General features: G+C 70.1%; 30 protein-coding genes. 16 read left to right on the plus strand and 14 right to left on the minus strand.

The features are described 5' to 3' along the window. Window positions 1-102 precede the first annotated feature (102 nt). The 4 genes from ACFTQE_RS10495 to ACFTQE_RS10510 all read left to right on the plus strand — a co-directional run bounded on the left by ACFTQE_RS10495 (window position 103) and on the right by ACFTQE_RS10510 (window position 3553). On the plus strand, window positions 103-1191 hold the full coding sequence (locus ACFTQE_RS10495) for a peptidoglycan-binding protein (protein ID WP_376925008.1): 1089 nt from the start codon (window positions 103-105) through the stop codon (window positions 1189-1191). Between the two features lie 99 nt (window positions 1192-1290). After that, window positions 1291-2034, plus strand: coding sequence for a formylglycine-generating enzyme family protein (locus tag ACFTQE_RS10500; protein ID WP_376925009.1), 744 nt, complete (start codon window positions 1291-1293; stop codon window positions 2032-2034). A 116-nt stretch (window positions 2035-2150) separates the two neighbouring features. After that, window positions 2151-2633, plus strand: coding sequence for a hypothetical protein (locus ACFTQE_RS10505; RefSeq protein ID WP_376925010.1), 483 nt, complete (start codon window positions 2151-2153; stop codon window positions 2631-2633). 137 nt (window positions 2634-2770) lie between these two features. Further along, entirely contained in the window at window positions 2771-3553 is a 783-nt protein-coding gene (locus ACFTQE_RS10510) for a tyrosine-protein phosphatase (protein WP_376925011.1), read from the plus strand. A gap of 1 nt (window position 3554) precedes the next feature. Here ACFTQE_RS10510 and ACFTQE_RS10515 read toward each other — a convergent pair whose 3' ends face one another. The 3 genes from ACFTQE_RS10515 to ACFTQE_RS10525 all read right to left on the minus strand — a co-directional run bounded on the left by ACFTQE_RS10515 (window position 3555) and on the right by ACFTQE_RS10525 (window position 5816). Beyond that, on the minus strand, window positions 3555-4280 hold the full coding sequence (locus ACFTQE_RS10515) for a CPBP family intramembrane glutamic endopeptidase (RefSeq protein WP_376925012.1): 726 nt from the start codon (window positions 4278-4280) through the stop codon (window positions 3555-3557). A gap of 130 nt (window positions 4281-4410) precedes the next feature. Next, window positions 4411-5022, minus strand: coding sequence for a LysE family translocator (locus ACFTQE_RS10520; protein ID WP_376925013.1), 612 nt, complete (start codon window positions 5020-5022; stop codon window positions 4411-4413). After that, window positions 5019-5816, minus strand: coding sequence for an SDR family NAD(P)-dependent oxidoreductase (locus ACFTQE_RS10525; protein ID WP_376925014.1), 798 nt, complete (start codon window positions 5814-5816; stop codon window positions 5019-5021). Before ACFTQE_RS10525 ends, ACFTQE_RS10520 begins: the two co-directional genes overlap by 4 nt. 62 nt (window positions 5817-5878) lie before the next feature. Between ACFTQE_RS10525 and ACFTQE_RS10530 the strand changes: the two genes are divergently transcribed. Further along, window positions 5879-6478, plus strand: coding sequence for a TetR/AcrR family transcriptional regulator (locus tag ACFTQE_RS10530; RefSeq protein WP_376925015.1), 600 nt, complete (start codon window positions 5879-5881; stop codon window positions 6476-6478). A 7-nt stretch (window positions 6479-6485) separates the two neighbouring features. Here ACFTQE_RS10530 and ACFTQE_RS10535 read toward each other — a convergent pair whose 3' ends face one another. From ACFTQE_RS10535 to ACFTQE_RS10555, 5 genes are all read right to left on the minus strand, one after another. Then, window positions 6486-7163, minus strand: a complete 678-nt coding sequence (locus ACFTQE_RS10535) for an SRPBCC domain-containing protein (RefSeq protein WP_376925016.1) — start codon at window positions 7161-7163, stop codon at window positions 6486-6488. Window positions 7164-7179: 16 nt separating this feature from the next. Further along, entirely contained in the window at window positions 7180-7587 is a 408-nt protein-coding gene (locus ACFTQE_RS10540) for an ArsR/SmtB family transcription factor (RefSeq protein ID WP_376925017.1), read from the minus strand. 70 nt (window positions 7588-7657) lie between these two features. Further along, entirely contained in the window at window positions 7658-8686 is a 1029-nt protein-coding gene (locus tag ACFTQE_RS10545; RefSeq protein ID WP_376925018.1) for a hypothetical protein, read from the minus strand. Window positions 8687-8798: 112 nt separating this feature from the next. Next, the gene (locus ACFTQE_RS10550; RefSeq protein ID WP_376925019.1) at window positions 8799-9140 is read right to left on the minus strand and encodes a RidA family protein; all 342 of its coding nucleotides are present in this window, start codon (window positions 9138-9140) and stop codon (window positions 8799-8801) included. 56 nt (window positions 9141-9196) lie between these two features. Next, window positions 9197-9583 carry a TIGR03618 family F420-dependent PPOX class oxidoreductase gene (locus tag ACFTQE_RS10555; RefSeq protein WP_375838004.1) on the minus strand — a complete coding sequence of 129 codons (387 nt, stop codon included), beginning with the start codon at window positions 9581-9583 and terminating at the stop codon, window positions 9197-9199. Between the two features lie 98 nt (window positions 9584-9681). Between ACFTQE_RS10555 and ACFTQE_RS10560 the strand changes: the two genes are divergently transcribed. Next, window positions 9682-10914, plus strand: coding sequence for a glycosyltransferase (locus ACFTQE_RS10560; RefSeq protein ID WP_376925020.1), 1233 nt, complete (start codon window positions 9682-9684; stop codon window positions 10912-10914). A gap of 3 nt (window positions 10915-10917) precedes the next feature. Here the strand turns inward: ACFTQE_RS10560 and ACFTQE_RS10565 are convergent, their stop codons facing one another. Both ACFTQE_RS10565 and ACFTQE_RS10570 read right to left on the minus strand, forming a co-directional pair. Next, window positions 10918-11658 (minus strand): hypothetical protein, encoded by a 741-nt coding sequence (locus tag ACFTQE_RS10565; RefSeq protein WP_376925021.1) that lies wholly within the window; start codon window positions 11656-11658, stop codon window positions 10918-10920. 5 nt (window positions 11659-11663) lie between these two features. Beyond that, complete coding sequence (locus ACFTQE_RS10570) at window positions 11664-12854, minus strand: hypothetical protein (protein WP_376925022.1); 1191 nt, start codon at window positions 12852-12854, stop codon at window positions 11664-11666. A gap of 191 nt (window positions 12855-13045) precedes the next feature. Here ACFTQE_RS10570 and ACFTQE_RS10575 point away from each other — a divergent pair, with 191 nt between their 5' ends. Next, window positions 13046-13912: a GyrI-like domain-containing protein gene (locus ACFTQE_RS10575; RefSeq protein WP_376925023.1), complete on the plus strand. Its 867-nt coding sequence runs from the start codon at window positions 13046-13048 to the stop codon at window positions 13910-13912. Window positions 13913-13931: 19 nt separating this feature from the next. On the opposite strand, the gene ACFTQE_RS10580 is transcribed toward ACFTQE_RS10575, so the two are convergent. Then, window positions 13932-15701, minus strand: coding sequence for an L-aspartate oxidase (locus ACFTQE_RS10580; RefSeq protein ID WP_376925024.1), 1770 nt, complete (start codon window positions 15699-15701; stop codon window positions 13932-13934). A gap of 116 nt (window positions 15702-15817) precedes the next feature. Next, the gene (locus ACFTQE_RS10585) at window positions 15818-16246 is read right to left on the minus strand and encodes a winged helix-turn-helix transcriptional regulator (RefSeq protein WP_376925025.1); all 429 of its coding nucleotides are present in this window, start codon (window positions 16244-16246) and stop codon (window positions 15818-15820) included. A 128-nt stretch (window positions 16247-16374) separates the two neighbouring features. On the opposite strand from ACFTQE_RS10585, the gene ACFTQE_RS10590 reads away from it, so the two are divergent. Beyond that, window positions 16375-17334, plus strand: coding sequence for a LysR family transcriptional regulator (locus tag ACFTQE_RS10590; protein ID WP_376925026.1), 960 nt, complete (start codon window positions 16375-16377; stop codon window positions 17332-17334). Here the strand turns inward: ACFTQE_RS10590 and ACFTQE_RS10595 are convergent. Next, window positions 17327-17728 (minus strand): hypothetical protein, encoded by a 402-nt coding sequence (locus ACFTQE_RS10595; protein WP_376925027.1) that lies wholly within the window; start codon window positions 17726-17728, stop codon window positions 17327-17329. The genes ACFTQE_RS10590 and ACFTQE_RS10595 overlap by 8 nt on opposite strands. Window positions 17729-18006: 278 nt before the next feature. On the opposite strand from ACFTQE_RS10595, the gene ACFTQE_RS10600 reads away from it, so the two are divergent. The 7 genes from ACFTQE_RS10600 to ACFTQE_RS10630 all read left to right on the plus strand — a co-directional run bounded on the left by ACFTQE_RS10600 (window position 18007) and on the right by ACFTQE_RS10630 (window position 23538). Then, window positions 18007-18408 (plus strand): hypothetical protein, encoded by a 402-nt coding sequence (locus ACFTQE_RS10600; RefSeq protein WP_376925028.1) that lies wholly within the window; start codon window positions 18007-18009, stop codon window positions 18406-18408. A 106-nt stretch (window positions 18409-18514) separates the two neighbouring features. After that, a complete protein-coding gene (locus tag ACFTQE_RS10605; protein ID WP_056657317.1) occupies window positions 18515-18772 on the plus strand; it encodes a hypothetical protein in 258 nt (85 codons plus the stop codon). Further along, on the plus strand, window positions 18772-20007 hold the full coding sequence (locus ACFTQE_RS10610; RefSeq protein ID WP_376925029.1) for a cupin domain-containing protein: 1236 nt from the start codon (window positions 18772-18774) through the stop codon (window positions 20005-20007). Before ACFTQE_RS10605 ends, ACFTQE_RS10610 begins: the two co-directional genes overlap by 1 nt. Beyond that, a complete protein-coding gene (locus ACFTQE_RS10615) occupies window positions 20004-20912 on the plus strand; it encodes a sucrase ferredoxin (RefSeq protein ID WP_376925030.1) in 909 nt (302 codons plus the stop codon). The genes ACFTQE_RS10610 and ACFTQE_RS10615 overlap by 4 nt, the downstream gene beginning before the upstream one ends. Before the next feature lie 139 nt (window positions 20913-21051). After that, window positions 21052-21687 (plus strand): hypothetical protein, encoded by a 636-nt coding sequence (locus ACFTQE_RS10620; RefSeq protein ID WP_376925031.1) that lies wholly within the window; start codon window positions 21052-21054, stop codon window positions 21685-21687. Next, entirely contained in the window at window positions 21684-22460 is a 777-nt protein-coding gene (locus ACFTQE_RS10625; protein ID WP_376925032.1) for a PspA/IM30 family protein, read from the plus strand. Before ACFTQE_RS10620 ends, ACFTQE_RS10625 begins: the two co-directional genes overlap by 4 nt. A gap of 160 nt (window positions 22461-22620) precedes the next feature. Beyond that, window positions 22621-23538: a lytic transglycosylase domain-containing protein gene (locus ACFTQE_RS10630; RefSeq protein WP_376925033.1), complete on the plus strand. Its 918-nt coding sequence runs from the start codon at window positions 22621-22623 to the stop codon at window positions 23536-23538. Between the two features lie 110 nt (window positions 23539-23648). Here ACFTQE_RS10630 and ACFTQE_RS10635 read toward each other — a convergent pair whose 3' ends face one another. Further along, on the minus strand, window positions 23649-24470 hold the full coding sequence (locus tag ACFTQE_RS10635) for a tryptophan-rich sensory protein (protein ID WP_376925034.1): 822 nt from the start codon (window positions 24468-24470) through the stop codon (window positions 23649-23651). Window positions 24471-24679: 209 nt separating this feature from the next. Here ACFTQE_RS10635 and ACFTQE_RS10640 point away from each other — a divergent pair, with 209 nt between their 5' ends. Continuing rightward, on the plus strand, window positions 24680-25612 hold the full coding sequence (locus ACFTQE_RS10640) for a methyltransferase family protein (RefSeq protein WP_376925035.1): 933 nt from the start codon (window positions 24680-24682) through the stop codon (window positions 25610-25612). The last annotated feature ends 53 nt before the right edge of the window (window positions 25613-25665 follow it).

The following is a 25665-nucleotide window of genomic DNA, read 5'->3' on the forward strand; positions in this document are numbered from 1 at the left end:
CCCGCACCGGTGCCATGATGTGAGCAAGTTTCATCACATGATCGGGGGATACGTGTGAACAGGGATCGCGCGGGGATGTCGGGGCTCCTCGTAACTGCCGTCATGTCAGTCGTTGTGGGGTTGGCGCTCGGCGGGTGCACCGGCGGCGACAGCGTCGAACGTGCCAGGGCACAGGTCACCGCGAAGGAGAAGGCCGTGGCGAGCGCTCAGGCCGAGTTCGACGCCGCGTCCGCGGAGTTCTGCGGCGCGAGCAGCGACTACATCGACGCACTCGATCGGTACGGCGACGTGCTGAACGACACCGCGCCCACCGTCGGCGACGTGCAGGTCGCGGGGGCCGATCTCGCCGACCCCCGTGACGACGCGTTCGACGGCGCCGAAGCGGCCGTCGATGCGCAACAGGCCCTCGTGACCGCCCAGCAGGAACTCGTCGAGGCGCAGGCCGCCCTGGCTGCGGCCGAGGCAGGGCCGTCGGGCACGCCCTCCGTCGTTCCGACCGCGGCACCGACCAGCACGCCGCTGGCGCCTGCCTCCTCGGTCGACCGGGTGAAGCAGGCCGAAGCCGACTTCGAAGACGCGCAGGCATCCGTCACCGAGCAGACGCCGCTGGTCGAGGCATCCGAGCAGTTCAACAGTGCGGTCGTCGCCCTCGAGATGGCGTGGCTCAGGCTCTTCGCCGATGCCGGTTGCCTCACCGACGACCAGCAGGTGCAGGCGGTGGCTGCGGTCAGCGCGTACACCTTCGCGCTGCAGCAGGACCTCGCCACCGCCGGCTACTACGCCGGCACCGTCGACGGAGTGTCGGGGCCACTGACCGTGCAGGCGATCGAAGACCTGCAGGAGGCCAACGGTCTGCCGGTGACGGGTACGGTCGACAAGGCGACGGCGACGGCGCTCCAGGCCGAGCTCGTGGCGCTCGGCGGTGCTGCGGCCCAGGAGTCGCTGGCATCGACGGCTGCCGTGCAGCAGACGCTGAAGCTCGTCGGCTTCTGGGACGGACCGGTCGACGGCGTCTGGTCGGACGAACTCACCGCCGCGCTGCAGGCGTTCCAGACCGAGCTCGGCGTCGAGCCGACGGGCGCGGTCGACGCCGCGACCATCGCCGCCTTCGAACGGGCGATCGCCGAGCTCACCGCGCCGGATGCCCCGGCGAGTCCGTCGCCGTCGCCGTCGAGCCCGCCTGCCGGTTGAGACGAAGGTCGCGGCAGCCCGCCACCTTACTCGTCACACGAGCGACCCTGTCCCCGTCACACGACTGACGGCGCGGCCCGGGCGTGCGAGACTGCCTCGGTGACGGACATCGAGATGGCGAGCATCGACGGCGGCACGGTCGCCCTGCACGACGCCCGCCGCAATGTGCGCTGGAGTGTCGAGCTCGAGCCGTTCGAGATCGGCGTGTACCCCGTGACGCAGGAGCAGCTCGCCGAGCTGCTCGGCGAGACGGCGAGGCATCCGCGTCGGCCGGCGACCGACGTGAGCTGGCTGCGGGCCGTTCGGTTCTGCAACGCGGCATCGGAGTGGGAAGGGCTCGAGCCGGCCTACACGTACGACGGAGAAGACGTCACCTGGCACGTCGATGCCGACGGCTATCGCCTGCCGACCGAGGCCGAGTGGGAGTTCGCCTGCCGGGCGGGGTCGACGCGTCCGCACTACGGTCCGCTCGACGAGGTCGCCTGGACGAGCGCCGACGGCGTGACGCATCCGCAAGACGTCGGCGGGAAGCATCCGAACCTCAACGGGCTGTTCGACACGCTCGGCAACGTGTGGGAGTGGTGCTGGGACCTGCTCGACTCCGCTCGCTACGACGCGTACCGCGTGTTCCGCGGCGGGGGATACGCCGACGACGCGTGGAGCGTGCGGGCGTCGGTTCGCCGCGGCGGCGCACCGCGCATGCACCACGAAGACGTCGGGTTCCGTGTCGCACGCGGCGGCTTCGATGCGACGGATGCCGCGCAGGGCTGGTCCGCGGCGGCGGACCTGGAGCGAGCGGCGATCGACGGCCCGCTGCCGTCGGGGTGGACGCCCCGGAGCTGACGCCGGGGCCGAGGCTGTTCGCCGCGTGCTCGCCAGAAGGCCCCGTTGCGTGGGAATCTGTGTGCATGGGCGAAGAGGCCGCGCATTCTCGTCGTACCGCTGCGGCGGCACGCCCCGTGAGGTTCGTGCTCGACGCCTACAACACCGAGCACGCCGTCTACGGATTGGTGCTCGTCACCGCACTCATCACCGTCGGGTGGAAGTTCGACACCGACCTCGAAGTGCTGCTGTTCATCGTCGGCACGGTCGGCGTGTTCTGGCTGACCCATATCTATGCCGTCGTCGTTGCGAGCCGGCGCACCGCAGAGGGGCGTGCGGTTCCCATCGGCCGGGCCGTTGCTCGCTCCGCCTCGCGATCGGTCGGGATGCTGCTGGCCATGCTGCTGCCGGTCCTGGTGCTCGCCCTCGCGACGCTGGGCTGGGTCGACGAGTATGTCGCGTACTACATCGCCTTGTGCGTCGGGATCGTCAGTCTCGCCGTCATCGGCTGGGTCAATTCCGAGCGAAACCGCGGCGCCTGGTACTTCCGGCTGCTCAGTGCGGTGATCACGACGGTGCTGGGACTCGCGGTCATCTGGCTGAGTTCGCTCGTGCACTGATCAGGCCCGCGTCGATCGTGGCCTGCCACCCCGCGGAGCTGACAGCGGCTGCGGCCTTCTCAGAGCGATCCGTCGATAGTCTGACTGGACGACTGGGGAGAGGGCCGTACGCGATGGACTTGAGTTCTGTTCTGCAAGTGACGCACAACGCACGTGAGCTCGGCGGGGTTCCATTGGAGGGCGGGGGCACGCTGGCCTCCGGGGTCCTGTTCCGGTCGGATGCGCTCTCGGGGCTGACCGACGAGGGGCTTCGAGCTCTTCGCGAGCTGCGCATCGGTACGGTCATCGATCTGCGCACCGATGGGGAACGGGCGCGGTCCGCCGACGTGCTTCCGCCGGACGGCAGCGTGAAGCTGGTCCAGTTGCCGGTGCTCGGCGGTGCCATGGACGAGATGGTGCGGCAGTTGCTGCCGTCGGTTGAGGGAGTCCCTCCCTCTGCCGCGCAGATCTCCGAGATCGTCGAGCAGGTGCCGACGCTCGAAGACCTGTACGTCGCCATTCTCAGCAGCAGTGCGCCCCAGTTCGCCGAATTGGGGCGCGCCGTGGTCGCTGCGGCGAGCACCGACCGGCCCGGCGTGCTGTTCCACTGCACGGCGGGGAAGGACCGAACGGGCCTCGCGGCAGCACTGCTCATGCTCCTCGCCGGCGTGCCGCGCGATGCGATCGTCGACGACTACACCCTGACCCAGCAGAATCTCGCCGGCGAGTTCGCCGATGCGCTGACCGGCCTCATCACCGCCATCGGGGTGCCGCTCACTCCACGGCTGAAGACGCTCGCAACGGAAGCGCCCGCATCGGCGATCGAAGCCGCACTCGACTGGATCGAGTCGGAGCACGGGGATGCGTCGGGCTACCTCCGCGCCGGCGGCATGACCCTCGCGGAGGTCGACGCGCTCACGCAGGTGCTCCGCTCGGCGTAGGTCAGGCCAGGAGCCCGTACGCGGAGGCGGTCGCGACGACGTTCGACGCCGCGTGCACGACGATCGACGGCGCGGTGCGCCGGGTGGCCATCGCCAGGGCTCCGAACACGATGCCCGAGAACAACGTGGCCGCGGCGAGGCTGACGCCGTTGACGCCGCCGAGCACCTGCGGAAGGTGGAGCGAGGCGAAGATCACCGCGGTGATGATCACGGCCGCATTCGTCGCCCGGTAGCTGCGGTCCTGGTCGGGTGCGTACCCGTCGAACCAGCGCTTCAGCGAGGGCTGCAGCATTCCGCGGAAGACGACCTCCTCGATGATCGGGGCGCTGACGACGGCGAGGAAGGTCATCGGCACCCAGATCGCCGGGTCGGGGGTGACGATCACGTTCGTGTCGGATCCGCCGGGGTCGCCGAAGATCATCAGGGCGATGGAGATGAAGAACGGCTCCGCGAACCAGATCACGGCGAACGCCACCGGAATCGCCAGCAGGTCGATCCACCTGAATGACAACCCGTAGTCGCGGATGAGGCTGCCCGACCCCCACCGTCGCGAGACGACGACGATCCAGCCGATGATGAGCACCGGCATGGCGAAGGTCACCGCCAACCAGACCGGGTAGCTCATCAACTCGATCGGAATGATCGACGGGCCGAGGATGCAGACGACGAAGATGCCGACGCCGACGAGGGCATGAGGAAGACCCCATCGACGGGTCGACGGGGTCACGGGTGCGAGAGCCGGGGCGGGCGGCGCTGATCTGTCTACGTCGATGACCGTACCGGAACCCGAGCGCATGGCGCACCCTCTGAGCGCGACAGGGCTGGTGCGCCGGCGCGCGAACCTGCGACGCGCACGCTCACCGGCTTTCGAGCGCCAGCCGACCGGCGAGCAGCACGTAGCTTGCGGCGAAGGTTCGTCGCAGCCACGCCATGACCCGGGGGCGGGTGATCACGCGGTTGCGCATGGTGGCGGCGAACAGCCCGTAGAGGGCGAAGACGACGAAGGTGACCGCCATGAACACGACGCTCAGACCCGCCATGCGCAGGGTACCGTCGGCCGCTCCGGCCGGCACGAACTGGGGCAAGAACGCGAAGAAGAAGATGGTCAGCTTCGGGTTCAGCAGGTTGATGAGCACGGCGGTGCGGATGACTCGCCAGAACGATGCCGGCGCGGCGGCCTGGTCGACCTCGATCACCGACCGGTCGCGGAGGGTCTGCCACGCGAGGTAGAGCAGGTAGGCGACGCCGAGCCATTTGATCGTCTGGAAGGCGATCGCGGAGGCGTTCAGCACCGCGGCGAGTCCGGTGATCGCCGCGACGACGTGCGGAAGCACCCCGAGTGTGCAGCCGAACGCGGCGACGATTCCGGCCTTCGCTCCCCGCGACAGGCCCGCCGCGATGGAGTAGACCGCCCCGGTGCCCGGAGTGGCTACGACCACGAGCGTCGTCAGCAGGAACGCGAGGCTCATCGAGCCGACTCCGCGAGCACCCGGCCGCTGGTCGCGAGCGCGAGGCTTCGCGGCAGGAACCGCACCAGTGTGCTCGTGAGCGCATTGGCCCGGCCGGAGACGACGCTCGCGGGCGGACGGAGTCGGTCGAGGCGATTGAGGGTGAGCGCCACGACCTGCTCGGGCGTCTGGAATCGGCCGACGGCGGCGTCGCGAGTGCCGACGACATCGAAGAATTCGGTACTCGTCGCGCCGGGGCTGAGCGCGAGCACTCGCAGCGACGACTCGCGGGTCTCGTAGGCGAGCGCCTCGGTGAAACTCAGCACGAACGACTTGGATGCCCCGTACACCGCCATGTCGGGGCACGGCTGATACGCCGCGGTGCTCGCGATGTTCACCAGCGCGCCTCGCCCGTCGCGCACGAGCTCGGGGAGGAACTCGCGCGTGATCGCGACGACGGCGGCGACGTTCAGCTGCACCATCGCGGCGATGCGAGCCGGATCGGCGTCGACGAAGGCGCCCTTGACGCCGAAGCCGGCGCTGTTGACGAGGGTCTGGACGCGGATGCCCCGGTTGTCGAGCGCAGCGCGCAGTGCCGTGTGGGCATCAGGCCGTGCGAGGTCGAGTGCGACGGGCGTCGCGCGCACGCCGTGCTCGTGCTCGATGCGTTCGGCCAGTTCGAGCAGCCGATCTTCGCGGCGGGCGACGAGCACGACGTCGGCGCCCCGACGGGCGAATCCGATCGCGAAGGCGGCGCCGAGGCCCGAGCTGGCGCCGGTGATCAGGGCGGTGGTACCGGAGAAGTCAGTGGTCATGTGAGCAAATGTAGACAGTGACAGCATTGTTGTCAATGTCTACTTTCGAGTAGAGTGCACGAGTGACCGAACGCGCCTACCACCACGGCAACCTGCGCCAGGAGCTCCTCGAACGCGCATGGGCGACGATCGACGGTGATGGCCTCGAGGCCCTGTCGCTGCGACAGCTCGCACGAGACGTCGGCGTCAGCCACGGGGCATCCGCTCGTCATTTCGCCGACCGCACTGCGCTGCTCGACGCGATCGCGGTCGCGGGCTTCACCCGTATGAACGAGACGCTCGCGGCGGCCGTGGCGGGCGAGACGACGTTCGCCGGGCAGTTGCGCGCCGCGGGGCTCGCCTACATCGGATTCGCGGTCGAGCACCCGGCGATCCTCGACCTCATGTACAAGGCGAAGCATCACCCAGATGCGTCGCCCGAACTCGTTCGGCTCAGCAGATCGAGCATGGCCGTCGTGATCGAACTGGTCGGCGAGGCGCAGGCGCGGGGCGAGGTTCGGCCGGGCGACGTCGAACGCCAATCGCTCGTCGTCTTCGCTGCGGTGCACGGTGTCGCCGCGCTCGCCACCGACGACCTGCTCGACGGGGTGCCGTGGCGCGACGCCGCCGAGGCGACGATCGATGCCGTGCTCGGTTCGCTGACGGGCGTCGCGACGACGTGACGTGCCGTCAGCCCATCTCGGGCGGCGGCAGCTCGCCGGTGTACATGCCATAGGTGCGGTCGGCGGCGGCCTTCGCGACATCCGCTGCGGTGCCGTCGTCGTGCTGGGCTGCAGCCCACGCGTCGGCCGAGCGTCGCATGAACGACTTGCCCTCGTCGGTCACGACCCACGCCGCCGCCTCTTCGGGGGCGATACCGTCGTCGCCGCCCGCGAAGTGCAGGGCGAGGCCGAGCAGGCCCTGGTCCCAGCCGATGCCGGTGGCGGAGGGGCCGAACTGCTCCCAGAAGCCCTCCGGGATGCTCGCGGCGGTGGCGACGTTCTCGAGCTCGAGGCGAGTGGACGAGGCATCCAGCGCGACGAGTCGGACGTTCACGATCGCCGGCTCGCCCATGCCCATGCCCCAGGTGACGGTGTAGCCCGCCTGGCCGCCCGCCGGCGGATCGCAGCGACGGATCTCGCCCCCGGCATTGCCCTCGAATTGATAGGTGCCGCCGAGTCGAAGGTCGCCGCTGATCGGGAGGAACCAGCGCGGGATGCGCTCGGCAGAGGTCACGGCGTCCCACACGTCGTCGATGGGGGAGGGGTAGGTCTGGGCGAGCGTCTGCACGTAGGCGAGCGCGTCGTCGACCTCCTTCGTCTCGATGCGGCGTGCGACGGCGTCGATCTGGGCGTTCACGTCAACCATTTCGGTGCTCCTTCGGTCACGGTCGCGGCGGGTCGACGGGTGTCGTCGGGACGCCGTTCGGGGATGGATCGTTCTGCTCGCGCTCGCCGTCGGCGGCCTTCCGCTGCGCCAGCCTGCCCCGTGCGAGCTCGGTGCCGAGCGCGTCGAGCTTCGGCTGCCAGAAGCTTCGGAACGTGTCGAACCAGGCGTCGGCCTGCGCCAGCGGTGCGGGATCGACGGCGTACAGCCGCCGTGCCCCATCGGGTCGCACGGTCACGAAGCCCGACTCTCGCAGCACTCGCAGGTGCTGCGAGACCGCGGGCTGCGAGATGCCGAACTCCGCTTGGATGACGCGGCCGACGTCGCCGGCCGGGGCCTCGCCGTCGGCGATCAGTTCGAGGATGCGGCGTCGTACCGGATCTCCGAGGACATCGAGCGCGTGCATACGAGCATGATTGCACTGTCGCTTATATAAGTCAATATTTATATGAACGAATCTGGCGAAGATGGTCGCGTCAGAGGCCCCAGTAGAAGGCGGCAACTGACCCGTTCGGGTTGCTCGCGACGGCCTTGACCGTGACGAAGGAGGCCGGCCCGAGCCCGACCGGGCACGTCACCGGGATGCTGGCGGTACCCGATGAGCCTCCCGATGCGATGAGGCTGAAGCCGCCGCTCGCCTGGTAGTCGCCGTCGGTGAGGGCGGAGTAGATCTCGACCGTGTTGCCCTCGCGTGCTTGCCAGCCGAAATCGAGCCAGACGGTCTGGCCGGTCGGGTTCTCGCCGCAGCTCCCGCGCCCGCCCGGCCGCATCCCGATGATCCCGGGGGCGTCGGGATGCGTACCCGAGCTGGGTCCGGCGGAGGGGCCTCCGCCGGATGGTCCTGACTCGCTCGAGCCATCCGCTTCCGCTTCCGCGGCCTGCTTCGCGGCGGCTGCCGCGTCGGCCGCCGCCTGGCCGGCCGCCTGAGCCGCGACGACAGCGTCGGAGGCGATCTTCACCTGCGCGAGCGCCGCGGTGATGTCGTCGGCGGTGGCGAGTTCGGCGACAGCTTGGGCGAGGGAATCCCTCGATGCGCCGGCGAGCGGACTCGCGCTGATGAGCGCCTCGGCCTGCACCTCGGCGCTGGCGACGAGGCCGTTCATCGCCTTCGCCGCGGTGGTGACCGCCGTCGAGACCTCGTCGAGGTCACCGGCGGCGATGGCCATGGCGAGCGCCATGCGCGCCGTCTCGAATGCCTCGGCGGCAGTCGGATGCACCACAGCAGCGAGGGAGACGGTGAGCCCGGCGTACTCGGCGTTGAGCTGCGCCGCGGCGCTGATCGCCTCAGCGAGAGCTTCGGCCGACGCCTGCTGCTCGGCGGCGGCCTCAGCCGCAGCGACCTCGAGAGCGAGCTGTCGGTTGCGCCCGTCGACGGCGACCGCGGCGATCGGGATCGCGACGGCGCCGAGCACGATGACGACACCGGCGGTGGCGGCGACGACCTTCGCCCGTGACGGGAACGCGGTGAATCGATCGACCATCGTCACCGTGGACGTCTGCTTCATCGGATGCCGACCATGGCGACAAGCATGCCAGCAACATGACGCCTGCAGAACCATGCGAGAGGGCCGTATGCCACGAGGCATCCGGCCCTCCCGCAATGAAGGCTCGACCCGATCAGATCGCGGCGATCACCGAGAACTCGACGAAGAATTCGGGGGTGGCGAGCTTCGCCTCGACCGTCGCCCGGGCAGGCGGGTTGGCGCCGTCGACCCAGGCGTCCCACACCGAGTTCATCGCGGCGAAGGTCGCGATGTCGGCGAGGTAGATCGTGGCGCTGAGCAGCTTGGACTTGTCGGTGCCCGCGCTCGCGAGCAACTCGTCGATCTGCTGGAGGGCGGCCGCGCTCTGCGCTTCGACGGTGGCGCCGGCGGCGACCTGGCCGGCGAGGTAGACCGTGTCGCCGTGGACGACCGCCTGGCTCATGCGGGGGCCGGGCTGGATGCGCTGGATGCTCACAGCATCTCCTTCGTTCGTGGGGTGGACGAACAGGCTATCGAGACGGCGGCGGTCGGTCAGCCGTCGCTCGCGCGCATCCCGGCCGAGCCGAGCACTCGCTCGACGGTGAGCTCGAGCACGACCCGCTCCGGATTCGGGCGCGGCTGCCGGTAGCGCGCGGCGTAGAGCTCGACCGCGAGGGCCACCGATTCGGGATCGCTGTGAACGCGAGCCGCACCTTCGAAGCTGATCCAGCGCCCGCCGTCGACCGTGTTGACGCTGGCTCGGCCGCTACGCTCGGCGTTGACGAACTTCTGCGAGCCGCCGCCCCCGATGATGCGCACGACCCCGTCGAGGTAGGTGATGCCGACCGGTACCGAGTGGATGCGGCCGTGCCGATCGAGGGTCGAGAGCGTGGCGAGGTGGTATTCGGAGAGGAACTCTCGCGCGGTGTCGGTCAGCACTTCGCGCCTTTCGTGCAGAGGTATGGCGGTGTGCCGAGATCAGGCCCTCACCGAGTCTACGAAAGAGCGGATGCCGCGCTCCGCGCTAACGTTCTCGCATGGCCACCGTCCTGTTCTGCCCGGTGACGTTCAACCTCGCCGAGACGACGCGCATGATCCAGGTGGCGCAGGCGCTCGACCCGGGGCACCGCGTGGTGTTCATGGGGTACGAGACCGACTTCGTCGACCTCATCCGCGAGGCCGGGTTCGACTACCGCGCGTGCGAGCCGGCGTGGAGTCGGGCGGAGCGCGATCAGGCGATCGCGTTCGATCAGGGTCGCTCGTTCCGCAGCCCGTTCACGACGGCGCTGGTCACCACGCGAGTCGAGCTCGAGCGGCGGATGATCCGCGAGCTCGGCGCTGCCGCCGTCGTGACGGGATCGAACCTCACCTCCTTCATCTCGGCCCGTGCCGAAGCTGTTCCGCTCTTCTACCCGGTGCCGTTCCCGCTCACTCGCCCGCAGGTGGCGCAGGCGAAGCACCTCTGGCTCGTCGGCGGTGAAGGGCGGCTCGCGCGCGCAGCCGACCGGGTCGCGACCTCGGTGTTCCGGTGGATCTACAACTCGGCACCGCTCGCGCCACGCGCCTTCACGAGCGTTGCGAAGGCGAACGGCGTCCCTCCGCTGCGCACCGTCTCCGACCTGCTCACCGCCGATCGCAACCTCGTCACCGAGATGCCGTGGGAGATGGACGGGTTCGAGCTCCCCGACGGATTCGAGCTCGTGGGGCCGATCTTCGCCCACCTCGAGTCGCCGTTGCCCGATCTCGTCACCGAGCTCGCCGCCGCACCCGAGCCGCTCGTCTACCTCGGCCTCGGATCCTCGGCCGACCGTCGGCTGGCGCTCGACGCCGCACAGGCCCTCGGCACCCTGCCGATCAACGTCATCGCGCCGATCCGGCACTACCTGGAACCCGGCGATGCGGTGCCGGCGAACGTGCACGTCACCGAGCTGCTGCCGGCGCACCGGCTGGGCGGGCTCGTCGACGCCGCGGTGCTGCACGGCGGACAGGGCACCGTGCAGACCGCCTGCGCCACGGGCGTGCCGTTCGTCGGCATGGGCCTCCAGCCCGAGCAGACCTGGCACGTGCGCAGTTGCGAGCGTCGGGGCAACGCGATCGCCGTGTCTCCGAAGCAGGTGCGCAAGCCCGAGTTCCTCGATGCGGTGCGTCGTGTGCTCGACGACCCGGTGATCCGCGCCGCGGCCGACGAGGTCCGCGAGGCGTATCGCGGCGCCGATGGGGCGGCGGCGTCGGCCCGATTGATCGAGCGCGCCATCCAGTCGAGCCGGTGATCGTCAGTGGGCGGGCAGCCCGGTCGTCGACAGCTGCTGCGCCAGTCGGAGCGATTCCTCCGATCCGAGCTGCTGCTGCCGTCGTCGCTTGTGCAGGAAGTAGGAGAGCACCGCGACATCGCGAGCGCTCCCGCGGAAGCGGATCCTCACGTCATCGCCGTCGCCGGCAGCGTCGAGCGGCAGGCCACGGTCGGCTGCCGCGGAGCGACGAACGACGAGTATCGGACGCTCGTCTTCGAGGTCGCCGCTCGACTCGACCCCCGCGATCTCGTGCCATTCGAGCACGATCGGAGCCTCCCTGAGCCTCGGCTTCCGAACGCCCGTGCCGCGGCTGACATCGTGGACGGTCTGCACCGTCAGGAAGCCCGGCGCAAGCGTCAGGATCGGATTCGGCCGGCGGTCCTTCCGAACCTCGCGTGCAACGTACGGAAGCCCGCACACCGCGATCGCCAGGAAGGCGAGGCCGAACAGGCCGTACATCCACGCCGGCCCGGAGAGCGAAGCGGCCCGGAGCGGCCCTCCATCGAGGTTCGTGTCCCAGCCGGAGGCGACCCCGGCGGTGACGGCCGGAACGAGCCAGCTCGCGGCGACGACGAGCACCGCCACGAGCGCGAGGAGTTGCACGAGCAGTGCGGCGACCCATGACGAATGACCGATGCGCTCGAGCGCGCCGAGTCGGCCCGACCTCCGCCAACCGTAGACGGCGGCATCGCGGGCCGCACGGCGACGTCGGGACCTGGTCATGCCGGCTACCGGCCGTCGACGATGGACATGAGGCCCGCGAAGGCGAAGATGCCCGGCACCGCGTAGAGGAACGTGAGCAGCGCGAACCAGCCGACAGCAGCCACGATGGACCAGGCGCCCGTGCGCCGATCGCGGATGTCGAGCCGTCGGCCGTCGGGCCCGATGATCGGCCGCGGCTCGATCCACCGGGCCTTCGGGTCCGTGCGCGCGGCCGCGATCTTCGTGAGCACCCGCGGAACGTCCTGGCCCGGCACTCGCTCGTCGAGATAGCGTCGTGACTTCGCGACGATGCGCGGAGCCACCGTCGTGAGGATCGCGTGAGCGGACTCCCACGTCTCGGCTTCTGCGAAATCTGCGGCGCCCGGGATGAAGAAGACGAGGGTGTCGTCGACGATCTCGACGTTGTAGCGGGCGGCATCGTCGATGAGCGCGGCCATCACGTCGGGGGTGAGGACGTAGAGCGCCTCCTTCCCGTACGCCTGCGGTGCGTACACGTGGAACCACCGGTCGAAGTCGCCCTCCAGCGACATCCGCTGCTCGCGTTCGAAACCGACGGGCAGGTCGCCGCTGATGCGACCGCTGGATGTCGCATCCAGGATGAGGTGCGGCAGCGGCGACGGCAACTCGACGGCGATGTAGTGCCACTCGCCCGAGCGACCCGAGCTGCGGTAGCTGAGGTTGCCGATCTCGACGCCCGGTGCGACGAATCGGGGGTACTCGCGAACGGCGGTGCGTTCGACGGTGATGATCGAGGAGAAGGTCGCGACGGGGCTCGGCTTCGGTTCGAAGCCGTTGGCAAGTGCGGTCAGCGTCTGCCGCCATTCCTTCAGCCGGGCCCGCGGCGACGGCGGCTGTGCCGCCCAGCGCCGCAGCAGGTACGCGCCGAAGAGCCAGACGGCGAGGACGGCGATCGCGATGACCAGTTCGCCGATGTCCGCGGCGGTGGCCTGACGGACTTCGTAGAGGTGGACGCGCATGCCGATGGCCATGAAGACGAAGCAGAGGTACCAGAGGATCAGGCAGCCGTTGACGTGCACGAGCACCTGCCGCTTCGTCGGCACCCACTTCGGGCGTGACTCGCGACGAATGGTCGCCATCGCGGTGGCCACCTCGCGTTCCGAGGCCTGCAGCCATCGCAGGTCGGGGGTCGTCGTCGTGGTCGTCGTGTTCGCGGAGGGGGACGGTGCGTCGTTCATGTGCTGAGGCCGACGAGTTCGGTGGCGGAAATCGGCGGGTGGCACATGTGCATTCCTGAAGTTGCTCGGGCGCGAGGCGAAAGCTCCAGTAGACCACGCGCACGGGCGAATCGGAGCTCGATCGGATCGAACCGGGATAGTTGGGTGTGGGCGCGGGCCGATGACGAGGCTTGGTGTCGAAGGAGGCAATCGTGATCGCAGTGCTGAACCGGATGATCGATCTCATCGAGGATCACCTCACCGAGGAGATCGACATCGCCGGACTGACGACCGGCCTCGGCGTCACCGAGTATCACGTTCGCCGGATGTTCTCATCACTGGCGGGCATGCCGTTGTCCGAGTACATCAGGCGACGGCGGATGACGGTCGCCGCGGCAGACGTGCTCGACGGACGAGACCTGCTGGGAACGGCGGTGCGCTTCGGCTACGGCTCCGCAGAGGCGTTCAGCCGAGCCTTTCGGGCGGTGCACGGCATCAGTCCGGGCGACGCGCGGCGAGACGGTGGCCCCCTTCGCACACAACCGCAGCTCAGGTTCCGCCTGACCATAGAAGGGAACACCACGATGGAGACTCGCATCGCAGATCGACCGGCATTCCGGCTCGTCGGCCACGCAGCTCGCGTGCCGCTCATCCACCGGGGCCCGAATCCGCACATCCAGGCCCACATCGCCTCGCTGCCCGAAGCGGAGCATCTTCGCCTCAAGGCGCTGAGCGACACCGAGCCGGCAGGACTGCTCCAGGTCAGCGCCGACGTCGACCCCGACGCCACCGAGGGGAGCGACTTGACCTACCTGCACGGCGTGGCCGTCGGCGAAGCGACGTCGGTGCCCGAGGAGCTCGATGCGATCGAGGTTCCGGCCGGCACCTGGGCGGTGTTCCGCACGGCGGGACCCTACCCGGCGGCGCTCCAATCCACGTGGGCGGCGACGGCCTCGGAGTGGTTCCCCTCGAACCCGTGGCAGCTGAGGCCCGGCCCGTCGATGGTGGCCATCCTCGACCGCGCCGCCGACTTCAGCACGGCGACCACCGAGCTGTGGCTGCCGGTGGAACGCGCCTGACGGGTGCGGGGCGACCCGCCTACTCGACGAGCTTGCCCGCCACCGAGACCTCCTCGCGCATGAGGGCGGCGATCTCGTCGGGGATCGGCGGGATCGCCTCGCGGGTCACGCCGGTCGACGGCGACCAGACGAGGTTCACCTGCAGCGCGGCATCCGTCTCGGGGTAGTCGCTGCGGTTGTGGCAGCCGCGGGTCTCGCGACGCTCGAGCGCCGCAGCCAGGGTGGCGCGGGCGGCGAGCGCGGCCGACTTCAGGTCGAAGGCATGCGCGAGGTCCTGGTAGCCGGCGATGTCGGGATGCACGCCGATGTCGGCCATGCGCGCCTCGATCGCGTCGAGCTCGTCGAGCCCGGCGAGGAGGCCGGCCTCGTCGCGTACGACGCCGGCGTGCTCGGTCATGGTGTTGCGAATGGCGCGCTGCAGGGCTCGCACGTTCTCGGTGCCGTCGGCGGCGAGCAGCGCCGCGATCTCGTCGCGCGCGGTCTGCACCGCGGCGGCCGAGCGCTGCTGCGCCGAGAGCCCGGCCGAGTACGCGGCCGCGGCCCGGCCCACGATGCGTCCGAAGACGAGCAGTTCGATGAGCGAGTTGCCGCCCAGCCGGTTGGCGCCGTGCAGGCCACTGGATGCCTCGCCGATGGCGTAGAGCCCGGGGACATCCGTGCCGTGGTCGTCGGGGCGCACCCACACGCCGCCCATCGAGTAGTGCGCGGTGGGCGCGATCTCGATCGGCTCCTTCGTGATGTCGAGCATCTGGAGCTCGAGCATGGTCTGGTAGACGCGGGGGAGGCGCTGCATGATCGTCTCTCGGGGCAGGTGCGAGACATCCAGCCAGACGCCGCCGTTGGGGGTGCCGCGCCCCTCCTTGATCTCGGTGTAGCAGGCGAGGGCGACGCGGTCGCGGGTCGAGAGCTCGAGGCGTTCGGGGTCGTACTTGTGCATGAAGCGCTCGCCGAGGCCGTTGGTGAGGATGCCGCCCTCGCCGCGCGCCGCCTCGCTGATGAGGGTGCCGGCCGCGTTCTCGGGCTCGATGATGCCCGACGGGTGGAACTGCACGAGCTCGGGGTCGCGGAGGCGCCCGCCGGCCTCGACGGCGAGGCGGAACGAATCGCCCGTGTTCTCGTCGCGCCGCGACGAGGTGCGCCGCCAGATGCGGTTGTGACCGCCCGCGGCGAGGATGACCGCGTCGGCGTGGATGAGGTAGCGCGTGCCGTCTTCGAGGTCGAAGCCGTAGGCGCCGAACACGGCGCCGTCGTCGTTCACGAGGATGCGTGTGACGTAGACCGTGTCGAGGATCGGCACGTCGAGCTGCGCGGCCCGGTTGACGAGCGTGCGCTGGATCTCGAGCCCCGTGTAGTCGCCCGCGAAGGCGGTGCGGCGGTAGGTGTGCGCGCCGAAGAAGCGCTGCGAGATGCGGCCGTCGTCTTCGCGGGCGAACGGCATTCCGTAGCGCTCGAGGTCTTCGATGCCCCGGGCCGCGCCCTCCGTGACCGTGACGACGGTGCGCGGGTCGGCGAGCAGGTAGCTCTCCTTGAGCGTGTCGGCGGCGTGCTGCTGCCAGCTGTCGTCGGCGTCCATCGTGGCGAGGGCGGCGTTGATGCCGCCGGCCGCGAGCGAAGTGTGCGCGTCGGACTTGGGGCGCTTGCCGAGGGCGAGCACGTCGACTCCCGCCTCGGCGAGTTCGATGGCGGCGCGAAGGCCGGATCCGCCCGTGCCGATGATGAGGACGGTGGTGGAGATCTGGCGCTCGGCAGGGGTGCTGCCCGAGGTGCTGGGGGTGCTGGGGGTGCTCATGCCGTCAACGCTAGGTTTGCGCTGTCGATTACTCCAATGCATATAAGTCGTGGAAACCATGCACGGGGGCTATCGAAAACTGCGCCCAGCCGTCGCCCGACCCAGTTGCGCCGGGCTCAGTGCTCGTCGTCGAACGCGTCTCGCGCGTTGAGGATGTCGTCGTGGTGCGCAGCGGCCCACCGTGCGAGTTCGATGACGGGCACCGAGAGTGAGCGGCCGAGCTCCGTCGCCGCGTACTCGACACGCGGCGGGATCTCGGGGTAGCTCGTGCGCGTGACCAGGCCGTCGCGCTCGAGGCTTCGCAGGGTCTGGGTGAGCATGCGGTGCGAGATGCCGTCGATCTTGCGCTGCAGTTCGGTGAACCGCAGCGGGCCGTCGTGCAGCACGCCGATGACGAGCATGCTCCACTTGTCGCCGACACGGGCGAGCAGTTCGCGGATGACGCGGCTGGCGGGGTTGTCGACGCTGCACGCCTCGGTGCCCTCGTGTCCCGGCGCCGCGTCGATGGGCAGGGTCGAGAGCACGCGGATGGGGTCGTTCGTCATGCGCTGGCCTCCAGGTGCGGGATCTTCTGGACGCTATCAGGTCGTGCGTCACGCACCCTGGGTAACCGACCCGGACGCATCCGCCGAACGCATGGATGTCGCGGCGACGATGTGCATAGGCTCTCGATATGAACCTCGAGCAACTGCGCAGCTTCGTCGAGGTGGCCCGGTTCGGCAACTTCACGCGGGCCGCCGAAGAGCTCTACCTCGCCCAGCCCTCGCTGAGCCGCCAGATCGCCGCACTCGAGCACGACCTCGGGGCCGAGCTCTTCCACCGTGCTCGGGGCGGCAGCACCCTGACGACGGCGGGGGAGTCGCTGCTGCCGCTCGCCCGGCGCATGCTCGCCGACGCCGAGTCGGTCAGGCGCGAACTCGCCGAGCTCGCCGGCCTCGAGCGCGGGCGGGTGCGGCTCGGCGCGACACCCACCCTCTGCATCAGCCTCGTCGCCGAGGTGCTGAGCGCGTTCCACGCGGAGCATCCGGGCATCGAACTGCACCTCTCGGAACAGGGATCGCGGAGGCTCCTCGACGAACTCGCGAGCGGAGAGCTCGACCTCGCCCTCATCACCACGTCGGACGCCGCGACCGCTGAGCGCTTCACCGTGACGCCGTTGCTCGTCGAGGAGCTCGTGGTGATCTCGTCGGCAGGAGCGCCGCCGGTCACGACGCGAGACACGATCGAGCTGGCGGATGTCGCGGCGTTGCCGCAGATCGTCTTCAGCTCGAGCTACGACCTGCGCAGCGCCACCGACGCGGCGTTCCGTGCGGCCGGCCTCACGCCCGACGTCGTGCTCGAGGGCGCTGAGATGGATGCCGTGCTGCGGTTCGTCGAGCGCGGGCTCGGGGTCGCGATCGTTCCCGCCATGGTGCTCATCGACCGGCCCGGCCTGCGGTCGGTGCGGCTCGGAGCGCCCGCGCCCGCGCTCGACCGGCCCGCCCTCGAGCGCACGATCAGCGTCGCCCGCCCTGCCGACGTCGCGTCGACCGCGGCGGTCGAGGTCATGCGGCACACGATCACGGCGAGCGCGACGGCCTTCGCGGCGAGGGCCGGGCAGACGATGCGGCTCGCTGGCGAGGGGCCTAGGTGAGTGCGAGTCCTGACACCTCGAGGCTCAACAGCGTTGCGACGACGAACGCCAACCCGGTGTAGACGAGGTCTTCGAACCAGTCGATCATGCCGGGCTTCCGCTCGACCATCATCTTCGGGTTGTAGTAGAAGATCGAGACGAGGATGACCAGGATCGAGAAGACCAGGCCGACCCACGCAGCGAACGGCACTCCCGCGAACAGCAGGAAGATCACGACGGCGGCGACGACGTACAGCCAGGATTCGCGCACGAATGCTCGCATGGAGTCGTGACGCGACACGCCCGCCTTGGCGGTCGCCCTCCAGAGCTCGTAGGCAAGGGACAGGGCGAACGCGACGACGAGAAGCCAGGCCGACAGCGATTCGAGCACGGTCGGATGCGCAGTAGTGTCCATCGATGAGCTCCTCAGCTGATCGGGTGATGCAGTGTGCTTGCACCGAGCGAACAACGGTGGCCTCACGCTAGCGGTCCGGACCTGCGTGCGGAAGAGTGCGCATCCACGTGCTGGAGACGCCGGACGGCGGGTCCGGGTCCGGGTCCCGATGGCGTGGATGCGCCGAGGGACTGACCGTCGTATCGTATGGCGCAGCGCGCCCCGACTCCGATCAGTCGGCACCGGCCGGGTCGGCCGCGCTCCAACACCGGCAATGGCCGCGAGCAGAGGAACGAGCCATGACACGATTCGGGATCGACGCCCTCACCGCGACGCGATTGATCGAAGCGGGGCTCACGGCTTCCGAAGACCACCAGCTGGTCGCGCCGAACGTGCTCCGCTCGCGGGTGCTGTCGCACCTCTATCGAAAGGTGCGTCACGGCGAGGTGAGCCGCGATGCGGCGATCGAGCAGCTCGGGCGGCTCACATCGATGCGCGTGCGTCTCCTGGGCGACCGCGTGTCTCGAGCGGTCGCCTGGCAGATCGCCGAGCAACTCGACTGGGACGATACGACGAACGCCGAGTTCGTCGCCGTCGCCAAGCTTCAGGCCGACGCCTTCATCACGCTCGACCCCGAATTCGCGCGCCAGGTGGAGGGCATCGTGACGATCGCTCCGTTCGACGCCCTGCAAGCGCACTGAGCCCATCCCGATCGCGCTCACGTCGCATCGAACGGAATCCGTCAACCCGTTTCGGAGAAGGGGTGCCCTCGATACGCTGAGCGAGCAGGCGAAGAGAGGAACTCTCATGACGATCAACGATGACGACATCACGCTCGAGCCCGGGGCCGAAGGCGAAGGCACCGCCGATGGCGGCGCCAACCCGAAGGGCCACGACGGAGGGGCCGACGGATCGGCCGCCGAGGGTGAGGGTGTCGCCGATGGCGGCGCGAACCCCGGTGGTCACGACGGCGGTGCCGACGGGTCCGCGGCAGCGGGGGAGGGTGTCGCCGACGGCGGCGCGAACCCCGGTGGACACGACGGCGGCGCCGACGGTTCGGCGTAGTGACCGCACCGGAGCGCGGGCCCATCGAGCGGCCCGCGCTTTCGCGCTGCATCCGCGTCCCGGCTGACGAGTTCGCCGAACGACATTGGGGTCGCGAACCGCTGCTCTCGACCGCCGCCGACCTCGAGCACGGCTTCGACGATCTCTTCTCGGTCGCCGCCGTCGACGAGCTCATCACGCGTCGCGGCGTGCGCACTCCGTTCATCCGGATGGCGAACGAGGGTTCGGTGCTCGCGGCATCCGCGTACACCGCCTCGGGTGGTTTCGGTGCCGAGATCGCCGATCAGGTCTCGAGCGACAAGGTGCTCGCCGAGTTCGCGGGCGGCGCGACCATCGTGCTGCAGGGCCTGCACCGCCTGTGGCCACCGATCATCGACTTCACGCGCGAGCTCATCGACGACCTCGGTCACCCGGCGCAGGTGAACGCCTACGTCACCCCGTCGTCGTCGCAGGGCTTCGACCCGCACTACGACACCCACGACGTCTTCGTGCTGCAGATCTCGGGCGAGAAGCACTGGCGCATCCACGCGCCGGTGCACGTCGACCCGCTGCGAGCCCAGCCGTGGGACCAGCATCGCGGCGCCGTCGCCCGGGCGGCGACGGGCGAGCCGGTCATCGATGCGGTGCTGCGACCGGGGGATGCGCTCTACCTGCCGCGCGGGTGGATCCATTCGGCGACCGCGCTCGGCGAGACATCCGTGCACCTGACCATCGGCGTGGCGGCCTACACGCGCGCCGACCTCGTCGACGCGCTGCTGCGCCAGGTCGGCGACACTGCCGCGCTGCGCACCTCGCTCCCGCTCGGCATCGACGTGCACGACCCCGAGGCGCTCGCGCCGATCGTCGCGCAGACGGTGCAGGCACTCGTCGAGACGCTGCAGCAGACGGATGCCTCGCGGCCGGCCGCCGTGCTCGGCGGCCGGTTCGACGGGGAGACCCGCGCAGAACCGGTTGCACCGCTCGCGACGCTCGAGGCGCTCGCGACGCTGGACGCGTCGACTCCCGTGCGCTGGCGCGCGTCGCTGCCCGTGCGCGTCACGACGATCGACGACCGCGTGCGCATCGTGGGGCGGGCGAAGACGCTGTCGCTCCCGGTCGAGGCCGAGCAGGCCGTGCGCCGGCTCGCGCAGGGCGACATCGTCACGCCGGGCGAGCTGCCCCTCCTCGATGCCGAGAGCTCGGTCGTCGTCGTACGCCGACTCGTGCGCGAGGGATTCGTGGTGGCGCCCGCGTGACCCTCGCCGTCGAGCACTGGGCCCCGTGCAGCGATCGAGCTCGCGAGCGGAACGATCCGCTCGTCGGTACGGGCCCGCGCGGGCTGCGCTGGTTCCTCGTCGAGGTGGCGGGCAGCTGGGGGCACAACGCCCTGCTCGACGAGCCGTTCGACCGTGAACTCGGCCGTGCACTGGTGCGGCGCATCGAGGGCGCCGGCATGCGGCCCCTCGCGATCCGCCGCACCGGTCGGCGCGCTGCTCCCACGGTGCAACGATGGGCGATCGTCGATTCGCGGCCGGGCAGCGAGCGCGTCGTCTGGGGTGAGGTGCCGAATGCCGCGGCCCTGCTTGACGTGCCGCTCGACGGGTCGACGGGCACGCCGTCATCGCAGCCCGTCTACTGCGTCTGCACCCATGCCCGGCACGACCAGTGCTGCGCGGTGCGCGGTCGCCGGGTGGTCGCCGCGCTCGCCGGATCGCGCCCCGACGAGACCTGGGAGTGCTCGCACCTCGGCGGCGACCGCTTCGCGGGCACCATGGTGGTCTTCCCGCACGGGCTCTACTACGGGTACGCCGACGACGGCGACCCCGTGCGCATCGCCGACGCCTTCGACGCCGGCCGCATCGTGCCCGAACGCTATCGGGGCCGCAGCTCGCTGACGCATCCGGTGCAGGCGGCCCAGCACTTCGCCCGCGAGGCGTTCGGCGATGAGCGCATCGACGCGTTCGCGCCGATCGCCGAGGAGGCGGCCGACATCGGATGGCGCGTTCGGCTCGGCGGGCCGCACGGCGCTGGTGACTCCGGCGGCGAGATCGTCGTCGAGCTGGAGGAGACGCGCTCCGAGCCCCTGCTGTCGACATGCGCAGCGACGCGATTCGTGCGCGTGCGCCAGTACTCGTTGCGCTCGATCGCGTCGAGCGGCTGACCGTTCGAGCGGTGCGTCATCTGCGTGCCGCCTGCGAATCGGGCGTCGGCACTCACGGTTCCGGCGATTCCGGAGTATCTTGTGCGACACGCGTTATATCGCGTTATGGCGAGTTGGTCGAACTGGCGAGGTGATGCACATGACCGGCATCGAAGCGATCCTGATCGGGCTGGGAGCGATCGTGCTGCTCTCGATCGGCGTCATGGTGACATTCGTGCTCATCGTGCGGGCCCTCGTGCGCCGCGTTCGCCGAAGCCGAGCCGTCGGCGCGACGGCGCTGCGCGCCCGAGCTCGCGTGAGTCACGGGCCGCAACGAACGGTGCTCGCCCTGCGAGTGCGACTCGATGACGCCCTGCGCAGCGGAAGCGCCGCCGTCGAGCTCGCCGGCGAATCGGGTGGATCGGGCGGCGCCCGCGGCGAGCTGCCACGGCTCTTCCGGCGCATCGGCGAAGAGGGCGGCGTGCTCGACCTGCAGCTGCGGTTGCTCGAGTCCGAGACGAGCGCCCCGGTGCTCGCCGACGAGATTCCGGCGGCTCGTCGCCGCGTCGAGCAGGTCGAGGCGCTCGTGCGCCGAGTGCGAGATGCCGTGGCATCCGGGCTCTCGGGCACGACCGATGACGCGCTCTCCGCGCTCGGCTCCGACGTCGATCGCGAGGTCGCGGCGCTGCAGTCGGGCATCGAAGAGCTTCAGGCACTGAACCGACGCGACGGCCGCGTCGGAGCGGTGCGACCACCGACGACGTCCGAAGTTCGAAATGAGGGGAACCGACCATGAGCACCAGCAACAGCAATTCGGCGCGGATGCGCACGATCTTCCGGAGCAAGACGTCGAAGGCGCTCGACCGCATGGAAGATCCGCGGGAGACGCTCGACGACAGCTACGACCAGCAGGTGAAGCTGCTGCAGCAGGTGCGACTCGCGGTCGCGGAGGTCGCGACCGCGAAGAAGCGCATCGAGATGCAGGGCGAGGAGATGGGTGCGCGGTATCAGCGCCTGGGCTCCCAAGCCGCCGAGGCGCTCGCGCAGGGGCGCGAAGACCTTGCACGGGCCGCGCTCGAGCGCCGCGCCATGCTCGAAGGGCAGGTCGCGCAGCTGCAGCAGCAGTTCACGGCCCTCGACCGGCAGACGGCGCAGCTGCAGGATCGGGAGCGCCGGCTCACCGACCAGGTGGCCGCATTCCGCATCGAGAAGGAGACGATCAAGGCCACGTACACGGCGTCCGAGGCGCAGGTGCGCGCCAACGAGGCGGTGTCGGGCATCAGCAACACGATCACGGATGTGGGGTCGAGTCTCGACCGTGCCCGCGATCGCGTCGCGCAGATGCAGGCGCGCGCGGCGGCGACCGACGAACTGCTCGCCAGCGGCGCCCTGACGGACCTCACGGCCGCGCCCGACGCCGACATCGAGCGTCAGCTCGCAGCGGTCTCGGCCCAGGCCGAGATCGAACGCCAGCTGCAGGCGCTGAAAGGCGCCTCCGGTCAGGCCGGCGGCGGCGCGACGGAGCAACCGGGACCGGATGGCTGGTTGAGCATCGGCCGCGCGGGGTGACGGCAAGGTGCCCGCACGACCGCGACGACCGCGACGACGGATGCGGCGGTCGCGACGCGCGGGTACTGTGAAGGTTCGGGTCGTCATCGTCGAGCTCGAGAGCGCGGCGACGACGGGCCCGGTGGGACCCTGCGCCCACGGCTGAACGGAGCGAGCGACCTTGTCCTGGCATGACGATTTCGATGATGACGCGTATGGCGAGCGTCGTCCGAATCGAGCGCCGGCGTCGAAGTGGCGCCTCGTCCGGCGCGCTGCGGCATCCGTGGGCATCGTCGTCGGCGCCATCGCCCTGGTGATCGGCGCGGTCTTCGCGGTGAACCTCGTCGGCACGGCGAGCAACCCCGGCGGGTTCGCGGCGCCCGACGCCTTCGGGCCAGGCGTTGCGATGCCGCCCGTGACGACGCCGTCCGAAGAGGAGGGCGACGAGCAGGCCGAGAGCGGCGACGCGGGCGAAACCGGCGACGCCGAGGAGCCGAGCGGGCTCTCGGGGTCGAAGCTGGCGCCGATGCCGTCGGTCGATCCCGAATGGCTCGAGCGCGTCTCCGATGACACGGGCATTCCCGAGCGGGCTCTTGCGGCCTACGCGCTCGCGCACGTCGTGATCGCCGAGGAAGACGCGGAGTGCGGCCTCGACTGGGCCACGATCGCTGCGATCGGGGCGGTCGAATCGGAGCACGGGAGCCACGATTCATCCATGCTCGACGACGACGGCAACGCCATGCCGCCGATCATCGGCCCGGCGCTCGACGGTGGCGCCGACGTGGCGAAGATCGAGGACACCGACGACGGCGAGTTCGACGATGACACCACGTGGGACCGAGCGGTCGGGCCGATGCAGTTCATCCCCTCGACGTGGAAGAAGTGGGGCACCGACGCCAACGGCGACGGGATCGCGGACCCGAACCAGATCGACGATGCCGCCCTGTCGACGGCGCGGTACCTCTGCGAGTCCGGTCCGATGACGAACTCCGAGGGCTGGCGTGCCGCCGTCTTCTCGTACAACCACGACAACGACTACGTCGACATGATCGCGACGGTCGCGCTCGACTACGCCGAGTCGGCTGCCGCGAAGGGCTGAGCCGAGCCGGCAGCGGATGCCGCGGCATGCGCCGCCCGGCCACCGAGCACGTGCTCACGGTGCGAGTGACGGGCACGAAGAGCGCGATGCGACTGTGTCGTTTCGTGCGGTCACTGAACACTCGACCGTGTCCGCATCGTCGAGAGCCGGCTCCAGATCGTCGCGACGACGATGGCCGCCGCCGCGGTGATGGCCGCCAGAGCGGTGAGGGTCGACGGCGGTGCATCCGTGAGCCGCGCGATCGCAATCCACGACAAGCCCCAGGCAAGCGACAGGGTCGGGGCGATGCGGCCGCGATCCCAGATGGCGAGCCAGACCCCGATGACGCCGACGGCGACGAGCACTGCGATGGCCCATGCCTCGGGTGCGAGTCCCCAGCCGTCGAACCCGGCCGCCACGAGCACGGCGGTGAGATTTGCAGCGGTGGCGACGCTGACCCAGCCGAGGTAGAGGCCGATCGTGCCATCCGTCAGCACGGCGTCGACGCGACCGGTCGGACGGGTCGCACGGCAGATCCGGAACGCGAGGATGAGCACGACGAGCAGTGCGACGATGATCGGAACGCTGAGCGCGAGCTGGTCGAACTGGATCGCGAGGATCCACGCGGCGTTCAACACCAGGGATGCGGCGACGAGGTAGCCCAGACGGCGCTGCCGTTGCGCAGCGCGCTGCGCCGGGAGGAACTGCCACACCGCATACGCAACCAGTCCCAGATAGATGACCGACCAGATGCTGAACGCACCGCCGCCCGGCGCGATGAGCGTGGCGTCGGCGGCGAGCGCCCCGCCAGAGGCATCCTGAACCGGCGTGCCTCCGGCTGCGCCCGACCCGACGAACGCGCCGATCACCGCGAGCGCCGCACTGGTGGCGACCGTGATCTGTCTCGTGAGGTCGCCGCGGGGTGTGGTGAGTTCTGCCGAGGTGCTCGTCATGTTCGCTCCGGTCATTCGTGCCGACTGTGATGGCCGGTTGGAGGAACCGTATTGCCCGTGCGACGGGGTGCACAAGAAACGCCGAGGGGCTTGACACGATCAAGTCCCAGGATCCCGCGGAGCGTCAGCAGGCGGTCGCGCTCGACGACGCCGAGTCGGTCGGCGAGATCCACGGATGCCGCGGCGCACCGCGCCGATATCATTCGCGTATGCCCTGGGGCCGCACGTACTTCGCCGCGCAGGCCGTCGCCGGTGCCATGTGGTGGGTCGCGGTGTTCCTCGTGCCCGCCGTGCGCGAAGCCACGCTCGGCAGCCTGGATCCGGTCGTCGTCGCCGCCTTCGACATTCCCCTGTTCGTCGCCGCGTCGGCGGCAGCGGCCTTCGGGCTGAGGTGGGCCGCCGTCGTCGCCACCGCATGGACGGTCGCCGTCACGGTCGCCCTCGCCGTCTACGCGACCGTGACGACCGAGGCCGGGTGGGGCGTGCTCGCGATGTCGGCAGCCGCATTCGCATCGATCGTCGCCCTGAGTCTCGTGCTCATCGGGCGGGTGCCGACGGAACGCATCGCAGCGGGGCCGTTCGCGTTCCGCCCCGCTGATGCGCGTGCGGCCACGTCGAGGCACCTGACGGGCGCTGCCCTGCAGATCGTCGTCTTCTGGGGGCTCTTCCTCGGCGTGATCCCGTTCGCGCTGGCCGCGCTCGAACACCGCTGGGCGCTCGCGATCCCGTTCCCGGCGATCGCCGTCCCGGTCGGCATCGTCGTCTTCGTGCTCGCGAGCGCCCTCGGGCTGTGGTCGGCGGCCGCGATGTCGACGAGGGGCGGCGGCACCCCGCTGCCGGCGGCGATGCCGAATCGCCTCGTCATCGCGGGTCCGTACCGATTCGTCCGCAACCCGATGGCGATCTCGGGCATCGTCCAGGGCGTCGCGGTCGGCCTCTTGCTGTCGTCGTGGCTGGTCGTCGTCTACGCGATCGCGGGGTCGCTGCTGTGGAACTCCGTCATCCGGCCGCTCGAGGAGTCAGATCTCGAGGCGCGGTTCGGCGAGGAGTTCCGCAGGTACCGGTCGGCGATCCGGTGCTGGTGGCCGCGCTTCGGCGTCGTCTCCAGCGAGGCGGTCGGCCGCTCGGCGCCGAGCAGCTGACACGGCATCGGACCCCGCGACACCCGCCTGAACGACGTACGCCCGCCCTCGTG

Origin of the sequence: Agromyces sp. NPDC056965, assembly GCF_042673425.1 — a bacterium.
GTDB lineage: Bacteria > Actinomycetota > Actinomycetes > Actinomycetales > Microbacteriaceae > Agromyces.